The organism is Vibrio sp. 10N.222.48.A3 (genome assembly GCF_041475345.1).
GTDB classification, from domain to species: Bacteria; Pseudomonadota; Gammaproteobacteria; order Enterobacterales; family Vibrionaceae; genus Vibrio; species Vibrio tasmaniensis_A.
Genome location: NZ_JBFRVX010000629.1, coordinates 1 through 14,068, shown reverse-complemented (window position 1 = coordinate 14,068; position 14,068 = coordinate 1). Strand labels below are relative to the sequence as shown.

Annotated in this window: 10 protein-coding genes; 8 read left to right on the top strand and 2 right to left on the bottom strand. The window is 43.6% G+C overall.

Annotated features, from left to right (window positions below; translation table 11 throughout):
• The coding region (locus AB4653_RS17480) for an SUMF1/EgtB/PvdO family nonheme iron enzyme (RefSeq protein ID WP_372104840.1) at nucleotides 1–163 on the top strand (163 nt) is incomplete at its 5' end.
• A 376-nt stretch (nucleotides 164–539) separates the two neighbouring features.
• Entirely contained in the window at nucleotides 540–1,322 is a 783-nt protein-coding gene (locus tag AB4653_RS17475) for a helix-turn-helix transcriptional regulator (protein WP_102257702.1), read from the top strand.
• Between the two features lie 87 nt (nucleotides 1,323–1,409).
• Here AB4653_RS17475 and pdxH read toward each other — a convergent pair whose 3' ends face one another.
• Nucleotides 1,410–2,045: a pyridoxamine 5'-phosphate oxidase gene (gene pdxH / locus AB4653_RS17470; RefSeq protein ID WP_009846006.1), complete on the bottom strand. Its 636-nt coding sequence runs from the start codon at nucleotides 2,043–2,045 to the stop codon at nucleotides 1,410–1,412.
• A gap of 190 nt (nucleotides 2,046–2,235) precedes the next feature.
• Between pdxH and AB4653_RS17465 the strand changes: the two genes are divergently transcribed.
• The 6 genes from AB4653_RS17465 to AB4653_RS17440 all read left to right on the top strand — a co-directional run bounded on the left by AB4653_RS17465 (nucleotide 2,236) and on the right by AB4653_RS17440 (nucleotide 11,819).
• On the top strand, nucleotides 2,236–4,134 hold the full coding sequence (locus AB4653_RS17465; RefSeq protein ID WP_372070652.1) for an ATP-binding protein: 1,899 nt from the start codon (nucleotides 2,236–2,238) through the stop codon (nucleotides 4,132–4,134).
• Nucleotides 4,135–4,234: 100 nt separating this feature from the next.
• Entirely contained in the window at nucleotides 4,235–5,539 is a 1,305-nt protein-coding gene (locus tag AB4653_RS17460) for a sigma-54 dependent transcriptional regulator (RefSeq protein ID WP_102257707.1), read from the top strand.
• A 112-nt stretch (nucleotides 5,540–5,651) separates the two neighbouring features.
• Nucleotides 5,652–7,043, top strand: coding sequence for an HlyD family type I secretion periplasmic adaptor subunit (locus tag AB4653_RS17455; RefSeq protein ID WP_009846009.1), 1,392 nt, complete (start codon nucleotides 5,652–5,654; stop codon nucleotides 7,041–7,043).
• A gap of 59 nt (nucleotides 7,044–7,102) precedes the next feature.
• Nucleotides 7,103–7,771, top strand: coding sequence for a transglutaminase-like cysteine peptidase (locus tag AB4653_RS17450; RefSeq protein ID WP_012600028.1), 669 nt, complete (start codon nucleotides 7,103–7,105; stop codon nucleotides 7,769–7,771).
• A gap of 5 nt (nucleotides 7,772–7,776) precedes the next feature.
• Nucleotides 7,777–9,687, top strand: coding sequence for a LapD/MoxY N-terminal periplasmic domain-containing protein (locus AB4653_RS17445; protein WP_009846011.1), 1,911 nt, complete (start codon nucleotides 7,777–7,779; stop codon nucleotides 9,685–9,687).
• A gap of 17 nt (nucleotides 9,688–9,704) precedes the next feature.
• On the top strand, nucleotides 9,705–11,819 hold the full coding sequence (locus tag AB4653_RS17440; protein ID WP_009846012.1) for a type I secretion system permease/ATPase: 2,115 nt from the start codon (nucleotides 9,705–9,707) through the stop codon (nucleotides 11,817–11,819).
• Between the two features lie 147 nt (nucleotides 11,820–11,966).
• Here AB4653_RS17440 and AB4653_RS17435 read toward each other — a convergent pair whose 3' ends face one another.
• Nucleotides 11,967–13,637 (bottom strand): FapA family protein, encoded by a 1,671-nt coding sequence (locus AB4653_RS17435; protein WP_017102241.1) that lies wholly within the window; start codon nucleotides 13,635–13,637, stop codon nucleotides 11,967–11,969.
• Nucleotides 13,638–14,068: the final 431 nt, after the last annotated feature.

The window sequence follows — 14,068 nt, the reverse complement described above, 5'->3', positions numbered from 1 at the left end:
CATGGTAGGTAACGTTTGGGAATGGACTGCAACCCAAAAAGGCATCGCTAAGGGGGGCGCGTGGAGCTTCTCTCCTGAAGAGGCAAAAGTGTTTGCTGAACTGTACGTTTCGCCTTCTACTGCCGCTAACTACTTAGGATTCCGAGTATTACGAGAGCTATAAGCTCTTGGTATTCCTCAAAGCCCTCAAATATTTACCTTAGATTCTCCTAGTATCAGGTTGAGTCAGTGTTTATAGGGGAATTCCCTCCTTATATTCGATCTCGCCTAGGAGTAAATTCGTCGATAGAGTAGTAAGTCACTCTGGGTATCTATCTGATACCTCAGCTTAATTTACATGACCCTCGTAAATTAAACTGGAAATCTTCTACGTGTCGACAAGGTATATCTTGTCTTTGGCCAGCCCTTCTTCAGGCTGGTTTTTTTTTGCTTTTTTCTCATCCTTTTTGCTTAGCTATTGATCAATAAAGGCACACTTAAACAACATACCGTTCAACCATTAATCACACTCCATTTTTGATGCATAACTCGACTTCTAATTGTCATTGCAGCTCTATAAGAAACTGATATCATTGCAATACTTCCTCTTACGAGATAAAACCTTGCCGAATCCCCTCAACTCCATACATCGTTCTTTATTTGAACAACTTCCAGGTTGCTGGGGGTGCAAAGATACTGACTCTGTCTTCGTGTATGCCAACCTTGCTTACAACCAATTAATTGGCTTAAAACCCAACGAAACTTGTACGGGCTTAACCGATTTCGATATGCCTAGTCAAACAACCGAATGCGCGCAGGATTTCAGGGCTCAAGACAAACATGTAATGGATACACGCAGTACTCTTAAAATCCTCGATATTCACCCTTATCCAGACGGACGCTGGCACGCCCATATTTTTACTAAAACCCCTTGGCTTGATGGGAATGGCGAAGTTCAAGGCACCATTTTTTATGGTCAAGAACTCACCGACACCGCCATCTTAGAAGTAGGCCATTGGGTGTGTCAGGCAACTTGCGAAAAAGACAATCAAGTGTCCATTGCAGGATCAAAGCCACGCATATCAAAGCTCAAAAAGCGACTGACTTCGCGAGAATCAGAAGTGCTGTTCTTGCTGCTATTCGGCAAGAAACCACAGTACATCGCGTCTACGTTGAACATTTCAATCAAAACAGTCGAAGGGCATGTCGCCAGGTTGAAACAGAAATTTGATGCGCGCAGTAAAAGCCGGTTGATTGAGTATGCGTTGGACTCGGGGCTAGGCTCTATGATCCCAGAAACCCTGCTTAAAAAGCAGATCTCCGTTGTTCTGCACAGTGACTAGATATTGGTTTGATGAGATGCAGACAAAAAAATACCGTTGATAAGTCTAATCAACGGTATTTTTGGATCAGTTAAGCAGTTAAGCAAATTAAGGCGCTAGGCGGTCGATATCCCAACGGCTATCTTGGCGTGAGAACAAGAAGCGATCATGCAAGCGGTGCTCTCCACCTTGCCAAAACTCAATGCTATCCACACGCACACGGAAGCCACCCCAGAAAGAAGGCACAGGAATCTCTCCTTTCGCGAACTTCTGTTTAAGCTCTAGATATTTACCTTCTAAAATCCCACGAGCAGAGATACGGCTACTTTGCTTACTTGCAATTGCGGCCAATTGGCTCTCTTTTGGTCGTGACGAGAAGTACTTCATATTTTCCATTGCTGTCAGTTTTTCAGCCGTGCCCGTAATATGAACTTGTCGCTCAAGAGGGTGCCAAGGGAAATGCAAACTGATTTTGCTATTGTGCTCTAGCTGATGCGCTTTACGGCTACCTAAGTTGGTGTAAAAAACGAAGCCGTCTTTATCAACATTCTTTAGCAGAACAATTCGCTGGAATGGCTGACCATTTTCATCAACCGTAGCAACTGTCATGGCAGTAGGGTCCGTCAACTTAGCTTCAATAGCTTGCTCTAGCCATAGATTGAATTGCTCAATCGGGTCTGCGGCTAAGTCTTTACGTCTCAATCCACCCTTAGCGTATTCGCGACGAATATCGGTCAGTTCCATTTGGTTGCTCCTTTCAATTTTTTTTGATTTTGCGCTGTAATCCTTTGAAACACAAGTCTAAGCCATGGTTTTGTCTCACAGAAGGTGCTCTGTGTTAACAAGATCTCGGTACTCTATCCATCATATTGATAATCTTTATACAAACCGATGACATGCTGAGATCCTAGTGACTAAGATACTGCTTAACATAATGACTCCCTTCGTTTTATTCTCATTGTTATTGGGGGCTATTGGGCTGAGCGCAACTCATTTTTTGGCAGTACAATTTCAAGAAAAAGTGGTCACTCAAAAGCTCAACGAAGCAGCCAATAAAGCGAACCTACAAATCGACTCTGAACTGGATAAATTCAAACAGATCCCTGATTTGCTCAGCCATGACCCACGTCTGCTCTCTTATTTTGACTCATCACCACAAACAGACAAGATTTCCGCGGCGCAGCTCAATCAATTGCTATTTGAATGGTCTAATCAAAGCCAAGCTGACACCATCTATATTCATGACCCAAGCGGTACTGTGGTCGCTTCCAGTAATTACCAGAAGCTCGGTACTTTCGTGGGTGAGAACTTCTCGTTTCGTCCTTATTTTGCGTCCGCGATTGAAGGTAACAGCACACACTATGTCGCACTGGGTGCTCGCTCCAACGTACGCGGTTACTTTTTGTCTTCGCCCCTGTATATAGAGAATGACATTGTTGGGGTTATCACCGTTAAAGTGAGTCTAGAGAACCTTGAAAACATCCTAACCAGCGATGATTTTGAGATTGTGGTACTCGACTCTAACCAAGTGGTTTTTCTCTCCAGCCAAACTCAGTGGCTTTATCACTCGTTGTTGCCATTAAGCCAGAAGCAACAAACCGATATCGCCCTGCAGCGCCAATACGGTCAAAGCGAAATTTCGATCATAGAAGCTTTTCGCTCTTCCAACTATCAACAACAAGTTAACGACGCCAATCAGCCCAACAACATTCAACCAAATCGAGTACAAAGAGAACTCACGGCAAACCGATTGTTTAAACTTGGGCCGTTCAATCTTTACCCCGCAACCTTCAGTAACAATCAGTGCCAAGTTGTCGCATTAAAAAAGGCCGAAGCAGAACTTATTAAAGTGCTGCAGATCGATGTCATCTTCGTGGTGATTTACAGCTTGGTGATGCTCATCGCGTGGTCGTGGCGACAGACTTACGTCGCGAAAGTGGCGCTAACCCGGCTCAACCAAAACCTAGAACAAACCGTTGATAAACGTACTCACTATTTGAAGAAATCCAATCAACAACTTCAGCAAACCATTTTTCAATACCAAGCATCGCAGTTAAAGCTGAAGCAGACAGAACAAGAGCTGACCCAAACAGCAAAATTAGCGGTACTCGGAGAGCTGTCAGCCAGCATTAACCACGAAATCAACCAACCGCTTGCAGCGCTTCGAACCTACAGTGAGAACAGCTTAAAGCTGCTAGAAATGGAACGGACAGATTTGGTCAAAAGCAATCTCGATAAGATGATTGCTTTGAATACCTCAATTACCGACATCATCGCGCGTCTTAAAGTCTTCACTCGTAAGGTCACCAAGCAAGAACATCACGTCGCAAACCTGCATCAATCGATCAACAACGCGACCAGTATTCTTAGTGCGCTAATGATCAAACAAGGCATCACGCTAAGGTTAAGCACAGTGCCAAATCACATTAATATTGCCATTCATCCAACCGAACTTGAGCAAGTACTGGTGAATCTAATTCACAACGCGACCCAAGCGCTTCAACAACAAGTTCTTGAACAGAAAATCTTGCAGGAGCAACAAAACCTGGAAAACGTTGACCAACCGGCCAGCCCACAGATAGGCATCGAATGGCAACTGCATCATAACTCTTGTCAGCTGATCATTTGGGACAACGGAATTGGCATGCCGGACGATAAGCTAGAACAGCTGTTCAACCCATTTTTTACCACTAAACCGGAAGGCTTAGGGCTAGGGCTTTCAATATCGAAACGGATTATTGAAGCTTATCACGGCACGATCAGCGCCAACCGATTAGAGCCTTCAGGCATGGTATTCTCGCTAAACATCCCGTTATATAACGATAAGGGCTAACGTGCCGTTGTTATCGTTGATTAGAAAATGAATTTTACATACTGCTAATTTCACACATAGCTAACCTCACATACTGTTAAGGATTCGACTTTTGCACCCTCTGCCTAAACTCTATTTTGTCGATGATGAACCCGCCATTCGAGACTCCGTAGAACAAGCCATGCTCATTGAAGGCATCGATATTACCTGCTTCCCCAATGCCATTGAGGCACTAAAGAGAATAGATGTGACGCAAGCTGGGATTGTCATTACCGATATTCACATGCCAGTGATGGATGGTATTCAATTGACACAAAAGCTGCTGAATCAAAACCCTCATTTTCAGGTCATCGTACAGACAGGCCATGGGGATGTGCAAACAGCCGTATCCGCAATGAAAGCTGGCGCTTATGATTTTTTGGAAAAACCGTTTGTGGTCGATGCCCTGCTGACCGCAGTAAAAAAAGCATCGGATAAGCTGGCACTGGTTGAAGAGAATAATCTATTACGTAAAGAGTTGGCGGTACAGAATCAGGTGGGTCCAAAGTTGATTGGTCAATCGCCATCAATGCAGACATTACGCCGAGAACTGATCTCTCTAGATACCAAAACTAACCCACTTCTACTGTTCGTCGGCGATTTAGGAACGGGTAAAAGGGTCACGGCGCAGTACACGCACGATCTTCACAGCCATCAAGCCGCAGAGCTTTGCCCTGTTGCTGCGTTTAATTTGCCACGCAGTGACGAAGCGACATTCCATCAGTTTGTTTTGCAACTGTTCTTGAAACATCAGGGTGGGACACTTTATATCCATGAAACAGAAGCATTAACTCAAGACCAATGGCAGTGGCTAGCGAACCTAAAACCCACTCTACTTCGTGAAAACTCATGCAAGACCAGTGCAACTTGTATCATTTTAGCAACCACAATACTTCCTACTACAATGGTAAGTGAGTTCCGTCGATTTGATTTGCTACCGCTAGCGCAACGAACAGAAGATATTGGTTCTTTGTTTAAACATTTTGCTCGTGGTGCGGCAAGTCGATATCAGTTACCCCCTCCGGTGATTACAGAAAAAGAGGTTCAACGATTGATCGCCACTCACTGGAGTGAAAATATTCGACAGCTTCGCCAACATGCAGAGCTCAGAGTGTTGACTAAACCCAAGCTGGCATCGCTTGAATCAGAGCCTAATCATAATCAAGAGCAAAGCGACAAAGACCACATCGATCTAAAGACTGAAGAGCAACAACTGTCATTAAGCCAACGAACCGATAGCTTTGAGCAAATCCTCTTGATAGAGGCACTACATCGTCATCAAGGGCGCTTAAAAGAGGTACAGCAAGAGCTGCAAGTATCGCGAAAAACGCTTTATGACAAGCTGAGAAAGCACCAACTTGATAAAACAGATTTCAAAAAACAATAAGAGTTAAAAAATATATAAATTCAAAGATTTAAAGGAGCAAAGCCTTAACATTTATCAAAAGTAAGAATACACTCACAAAGCTTGCACTTTTATTTAGCGAACAAGGACTGTTATGAGTCAGAAAAATTTCAGCAAATTGAATGAGACCGAACTTGAGTATGTCGATGACAAAACAGCGGCACTGCTCCTCAATACGCCCACCAGTGCGCGTATTATGTTGTGGGTTATCGTTCTGTTTTTTGTCGCTGCTATTGGTTGGTCTGCTTGGGCTGAAATCGACAAAGTGACTGTTGGCCAAGGCAAGGTGATCCCTTCCTCTCAGATTCAGGTGGTGCAAAACCTTGAAGGTGGTTTGGTTAAAGAAATTTTAGTCAAAGAAGGGCAACGAGTTCAAAAAGGGCAACAATTACTATTAATAGATGACACTCGATTCCGCTCTGACTTTCGTGAACGTGAGCAACAAGTTGCGAACTTAACGGCTAATGTACTCATGCTGTCCGCCTCACTGACCAGTGTGGTTATCAATGAAGAATTCTCAGTAAAAGAGTGGAAAAAAAGTGTCTTACTCGATTATGGTAAACTCGCCTTCCCACCACTATTCTACGACCTTCACCCCAAATTGGTTAATCGCCAAAAAGCAGAATATCGTCAAGATCTGAATAACCTGAAGAACCAACTTTCCGTTTTTGATCAACAGGTTGGACAGAAGCAACAAGACCTAGTTGAAATAAAAGCGCGTGTTCAGAATTTAAGACAGAGTTACAACTTTGCCCGCCAAGAGCTGGATATTACCAAGCCTCTTGCTGATGAAGGGGTGGTGCCAAAAATTGAACTGCTCAAGCTGCAAAGACAAGTTAACGACACTCGCCGAGAAATGACCTCTAGCGAACTCAAAATCCCTCTTCTACGTTCAGCAATCAAAGAAGCGATGCTCAGTCGTATCGATGCTGCATTGAACTTCCGATCAGAACAACAAGAGAAGCTAAACCAAGCACAAGATAAGCTCTCTGCAATGACGGAATCAGCGGTTGGCCTTGAAGACAGAGTTAATCGAACTGTAGTAGTTTCTCCAGTAACAGGAACCGTCAAAACGCTTGGTATTAATACCGTAGGCGGTGTTATCCAGCCGGGTATGGACATTGTTGAGATTGTACCAACTGAAGATTCCCTATTAGTTGAGGCGAAAATTGCTCCACAAGATATCGCATTCCTCCGTCCAGAATTGAGCGCTGTGGTTAAATTCAGTGCCTATGACTTTACTAAATATGGTGGTTTAGTGGGTGTGTTAGAACACATCAGTGCTGACACCACTCAAGATGAAGAAGGCAATAGTTTTTACATCGTGCGTGTTCGTACCGAGAAGTACAGCTTTGGGGCTAATGAAGAGCTGCCTATCATTCCTGGTATGACCGCTTCTGTCGATATCATCACCGGCAAAAGAACCGTGCTTGAATATATGTTGAAGCCAATTTTGAGTGCTCAAAACAATGCACTAAAAGAGTAAGGACGGTTAATGCTTGATAACGTCTTCCTACGAGCAGTGAAAAAACAAGAGCAGCAGCAATGAAGTCTCGGTTTTCGTTATTGCTACTGTTCCTTACCTCTTTTACTTCCGGGGCACTGAACAAGAGTGACCAAAGGTGGATCGACGCAGTCTCTGTAACCTACGGAGAAAGAGCAGGGAAGCGAGTGTCGACATGGCGCTCAAATATGACGTCGTACGCAGGGTTAAGTGAAAAAGAGAAACTCGATTCGGTAAATCGGTTCTTCAACCAAATGTACTTTGTCGATGACAGTATACTTTGGGGAAAGAATGACTACTGGGCGACACCGCTGGAATTTTTGGGCAGTAACGCGGGTGACTGTGAAGATTTCACTATCGCAAAATACTTCTCTTTACTTGAACTCGGCGTCCCAGATAAGAAATTACGATTAGTGTATGTAAAAGCACTTGAGTTAAACCAATTCCATATGGTGTTGGCTTACTACTCTACACCCAGTGCAGAACCACTAATTTTAGACAACTTAAACCCTGAAATAAAACGCGGCTCCAAGCGCAGAGATCTACGACCGATATACAGCTTCAATGGTAAAAACCTATGGTTAATCAAGTCGGCGGCAGGCAGCGGCAAGTTATCAGGAAAATCTTCAAGATTGAGCTTATGGAACGACTTACGTTCGCGTGAGCGCTCTCTAAAATTAAACAAACCCATTATCAATTACGATGAGTAGGTACAATGACTTTATATAAACAGCTTGTGGTCGGAATGGTTGCGGTTTTCATATTACTGATGACCTCAGTTTTTATGATCGAATTCAATACCACCCGTGACTACTTAGAAGAGCAGCAACGCTCTGAAGTAAATAATACCATTAATACTGTTGGACTGGCGCTCGCCCCTTACCTCGAAGAAAAGGATCAAGTGGCTGTAGAGTCTGTTATCAACGCACTGTTTGATGGTAGTTCTTACTCTGTCGTACGATTGATTTTTTTAGACACAGGAGATGATATTCTTCGTTCATACCCTGTGAAACCAAGTGGTGTCCCACAATGGTTTACCAACCTGAATTTGTTTAAACCGATTCATGATCGCCGCGTGATTACCAGTGGTTGGATGCAACTTGCTGAAGTTGAGATAGTGAGCCACCCAGGCCCAGCCTATACTCAGCTTTGGGAGGCATTTACACGGCTAGTGACCTTCTTTGGAGCGATTTTCTTACTGGGTTTGATCTCGATTTCATGGATACTCCAACGAGCACTACGTCCGCTGTCATTAATCATAAAAAAAATGGATCAAATCGCCAAAAATCAGTTCGGTGAGCCTCTGGTTCGCCCTAAAACAAAAGACCTCATCTTAGTCGTCGACGGTATTAACCACATGTCGACTCAAGTTGAACTTGCATTTAAGAGCCAAGCACAAGAAGCGCAACGACTTCGTGAACGCGCGTATATCGATCCTGTATCTCAGTTAGGTAACCGTGCTTACTACATGTCTCAACTAACTCAGTGGTTAGAAGAGTCTAGTTTAGGTGGTCTGGCGGTGCTAAAAGCCGAATTTATTAGTGAAGAATATGATGACAAAGGCTATCAAGAAGGCGATGCCTTAGTTCACCAATTAGCTGAACAGCTACAGGCTTCTATTTCATCTCCAGATATTACTATCGCTCGTATTTCTAGTGATGAGTTTGGCTTCATTATGCCGAACATTGATGAAAATGAACTGAAACTCGTCGCGAGCAGCATCGTAAACTGCATTCAAAATCTAGGTTCAGATCCAACAGGTATGGCAAATCCACACATAGCTCTCGGTGTGACATACAGCAAGAAACGTAAAACCAGTACTGAAATCATGTCTTTGGTCGATAACGCACTGTCTAGCGCGAAAGCTAACCGTGAGCTCGCTTACGGTTACGTAACTGCTGACGACCATGGCGCTGTAATGGGTAAACAGCAATGGCGCATGTTGGTCGAAGAAGCAATCATCAATGACCTAGTAACTTTCCGCTTCCAAGCTGCAAATAATAGTTTTGGCAAAACCTATCACCAAGAAGTGTTCTCTGCGATTGAGAAAGAGGGGGTTCGTTACGGTGCCAACCAATACTTATACGCATTAGAACAGCTTGAAATGAGCCACATCCTCGATCAATACGTTATCGAGAAGATGATTGATAAACTGAATGCAAAAGAGCTTACGAGCCCCGTTGCTATCAATATCTCGCCAAGCAGTATTTCTCAGCCAAGCTTCATCCGTTGGATCGGAAAGTCTCTTGAGAAAAATGCGTCAATCGCTCATCTGTTGCATTTTGAAATTCCAGAAAACTGTTTCGTCAATGTTCCTCACTACACAGCACTATTGTGTAACACCATTCGCAACGCTGATGCGGTGTTTGGTGTCGATAACTATGGACGCAACTTCCAATCACTCGATTACATCAACGAGTACCGCCCTAGCTATGTGAAGCTGGATTACCTATTTACTCATAACCTTGATGACGAAAAACAGAAATTTACGTTAACGTCTATCTCAAGAACGGCTCATAACCTTGGTGTGACGACTATTGCGTCACGAATTGAAACTCAGACTCAGTTAGATATTTTGTCTGATAACTACGTAGAAGTGTTCCAAGGCTTCATTGTTGATAAATAGTTGTAAGGTTATATCGCATGCAAGATCCACTATTAAACTCACTGATCTACGTTAGTCGGTATTACGGGTTAGCCAACTCGCCCGAAGCGTTGATCAATGGGCTACCACTCTCTGATGGAAAGCTAACCCCTTTCCTATTCCCTCGCTCTGCCGAGCGTGCGGGGTTAGTGGCCAAAGAAAACCGTTCCGATCTAGAAAACATCCCTCACTTAATTCTGCCAGCCGTATTGTTACTCAAGCAAGGTGAGGCTTGCGTTCTTAATAGTATCGATATTGAGAAGCAAGAAGCCGAAATCATCACAACGGAAAGTGGGATGATGCCAATCGTCATCCCTATCGAAGAATTGAAAGAGCAATTCATCGGCCGTTACTTCTTAGTAAAGAAACAATTCCGTTATGATGAACGCTCACCAGAAATTTTAAAAACGCGCGAAGGTCACTGGTTTTGGAGCACGATTTGGCAATCTAAAAAAATCTATCGTGATGTGCTGATCGCATCAATTCTAATCAACCTTTTCGCTATTGCAGCTCCAATGTTTACTCGTTTGGTGTACGACAAAGTGGTACCAAACCTTGCGTTTGAGACGCTATGGGTACTCGCGAGTGGTATTTTTGTCGTCTTCCTCTTTGACTTACTTTTAAAGTTAATGCGAAGCTACTTTATTGACGTTGCGGGTAAGAAATCCGATATCCTGATTTCATCTAAGTTGTTCAGTAAGGTGCTCGGGATTCGTATGGAAGCGAAGCCTGCTTCTGTCGGTGCTTTTGCTAAAAACCTGCAAGAATTCGAGTCAATCCGTGAGTTCTTTACTTCGGCAACAATAGGCTCATTAATCGATTTGCCATTCGCTCTTATGTTCTTGGCGTTAATTTGGTTAATGGCTGGCAACCTTGTGTTTGTTCCTGTCGTTGGCGTGGTGATACTGATCATCTATGCGTTGTTAATACAAGGCCCGCTGCGTCGTACCATTGAAGAAGGCTCTCGCCTTGCTTCTCAGAAGTACGCAAACTTAATTGAGAGTTTAGCGGGGCTAGAAACCGTTAAGCTATTCAGCGCTCAAAGCCAGTTCCAATTCCGCTGGGAAGAAGCTGTTGCGCACATGGCGAACTGGAATATCAAGAGTCGTCGTATTACCGATAGCATCCAAAATACTGCTGGCTTTGTTCAACAAAGTACCAATGTGGGAATGATTATTTTTGGTGTGTACCTAATGGCAGAAGGCACTCTTACAATGGGTGGCTTGATTGCCGCTACTATGTTGAGTGGTAGAGCAATTGGTCCTCTTGTCCAGTTATCATTGCTTTCTACGCGTTATAACCAAGCGAAGTCATCAATGACCTTGATTGAACAAGTCATGTCGATGCCCAGTGAACAAGAGGAAGGTAAGCGATACATCCACCGTCCGATTATTCAAGGGCATATCGCGCTTGATAAAGTAACATTCCATTACCCTGATTCGCCAATCGCGTCTATAAGAGACCTGACTCTTAATATTAGTCCAGGTGAAAAGGTCGCGATTATTGGGCGAATTGGTTCAGGTAAAAGCACACTTGAACGCCTGATTATGGGCCTGTATAAGCCCACAGAAGGTCATGTTCGCATTGATGACACCGATATGGAACAACTTCACCATGTCGACGTACGACGCAATATAGGCTGTGTGCCGCAGGACAGTAACCTATTCTATGGCACGGTAAGAGACAACATTACCTTGGGACGCCCGTTGGTTGACGATCGTGATGTCATGGATGCTGCCAACCGTGCAGGTGTAACCGCTTTTACTCAGCAAGATCCGGCAGGCTTAGAACGCCAAGTAGGTGAAGGTGGTGGTTTACTCTCAGGAGGTCAACGTCAGTCGATAGCCATAGCTAGAGCCTTCCTAGGGCGCCCTCCTGTATTATTGATGGACGAACCTACCAGCGCTATGGATAACCGTTCAGAGATGCACATTAAGCATCAGCTGAGCCAGCTGTTACCTAGTGAGACTTTGATTCTTATCACCCACAAAACGTCGATGTTGGATATCGTAGATAGAGTGATTGTGATGGAGAAAGGCAGCATTATTGCCGACGGACCAAAATCACAAGTTCTGTCAGACTTAAAGCAAGGAAAGGTAAAAGCGGCAAGTTAAAGCGCTCATGTGACTTAAAGAATCAAACTAAATCAATATCAGCAAAAACAAAGGGGGAGCATCAGCTCCCCCTTTCTTATTTGTTCTAATGAGTGAAAACGGCTCGAACCGCTCTATTCTGTCTTGGGCAATTTCAGAGTCGCTCAATTACAATGAGATATCTTCTTTCTCCATTTTGAAAGAACATTGAATTTCATATTGATTGAACGAGAAAACACTGCCGCCGTGCGTTCTCTTAGTCGTCACCATCTCATCACCAAACAAAACAGATACACGGGTGTACACTTTCTCGTGCGCCTCTACTGTGCACTCGGCAAGGTTTGTCTCAAATTCAGCTTCGAGTGTATCCAACTGCGATTTAGTCTTCTCTATCGCTTGATTGTTTTTTTCCCGTTGCTGCTCAATCTCCAACGCTTGCTCTTCGCTTCTTTCCGCTTTTGGTCGCTTCTTAAATTCGAGTTCTTGACGGATGACGTCCATGGTTTGTTCTTGAGCGTGCTTATAAATCTCCTTCAGTTGAGCTATCTTTTTTTGATATCCCTCGAAGCGAGCAAAACCATGAACCTTAGTTGCTGTATCCCCTTCAACGCCTAAGAAAACACATTCCACTTTACCGCCGACTTTAGCTTCACCGCCACTAAGTGTGCCATGCTTCTTAAAGGTATCCATCACAATGAGGTTGTTGCCACAACGAATGTCGTTACTCATGCTATGTAGATTGAGTAGAATGTCATTGCCGGTTTGCAGTTCAGTATTCTGTGCGTAGCTTGCTGTGATAGAGCCTTTGCTAAGTACCTTACAGCTTTTTGGCTCATCCTCTTTGGTCGTATGACCAATAATTCCTTTCGCGACTTTTATATCCCCCTGAGCCTGAACTTCTGCAGATTCAATAAAGCCACCAACAGTAATGCTTCCGGTCGCCTTCACTATCATTCCAGGTTCTATATTCCCAGAGACAAACACATTACCTTTGAATTTAACGTGCCCAGTAGATACGTCGACATTGCTAACACATAAGGCGTCATCCACTTCGATACTTCGCTCTTTAATAATGGGCAGACCAGAGGATGAAGAAAGTAATAAATTAGGGTCGTCAGGGGAAATGTGGGTTCCTTTTCCTGGCTTAATCAAACTGTCTTGGCCCGGAAGGGGTGGGATAATTCGACCTTGGACGGTAAAGCCCGCAATACCTTTGGTGGCAGGAGTACGTTTCATTAGCGGGTCATTCTGGCCAACGGTAATGGTTTCGCCGAGATCTCGCATATCGATCTTACCGGCGTCTTTACTACGAGGCTTTAATACTTGATGAGTAATATCTTCAACCAATGCTGAAAACTTAGCATCTTTACCCTTCACAGCTGGAGAACCTTTGGCAACGGGCTGAGTAAATTTTTCACCCGGCTTTAGCTTGCTACTCATCATTAAGACTTTTCTAAGTGCTAGCTTATTAATTCCTTTCGTTATGTGAGCCTGAGCCAAGCAATGAATGATATCGCTGCCACGTAATGCCTGCCCATTATATGCCCCAGTTACAACAAGACTTGCGAGCATCTCATCATCAGACAGTTCAACCGTAACACTGGAATTACGAACTTCAGCAATCAATATTCCTTGATAAGCTTCTCCCTTACCTTCTTTAGCAAGAGTGACAAAACGCAGTATCTCTTCTTCGAAAATAAAATAGTTTGATGCGTTCAAAGCTTCTAAGGTTGTTGGTAATGTCTTATTGTCAAAGCTTGCGTTGACCACAAACCCAGACGGCAGACATGCCATCACTTGCTTCCTATCTTCCGACAATGTAACGATGCTATCCCACATTCGAATTGTGTACCCTTAATAACTCTGTTGTTATGCAGTCTATATAATTCGCTCAGTGCTTAGAATCACTACAGTAGAATAATCAGCGTCACATCACTTACTTTCGATGTTGCAAAGGGACTCATAAATAAGACTGACCGATTCTAATCTCTTCTTCACCTTTACAAGAAAAATTCTTTCACGATTTTTCAAACTATGAATATTGGGTACGAGCATAAGATCGCAATACAGCGACGGATCTTCATCACCAAACGATTCGGGATGAATGGATGTGATAATATGAAATTATACCTTCCAAACAACGGCGATGATTAGATCGGTAGAATTGAGATAGGAAATGAGCGTCATGATGGACATGTTCAACAAAGTGAGAAATTGCATAAAGATTGGATAATTGAAATTACATAGGTCATTACATACTGCTGTTCAGT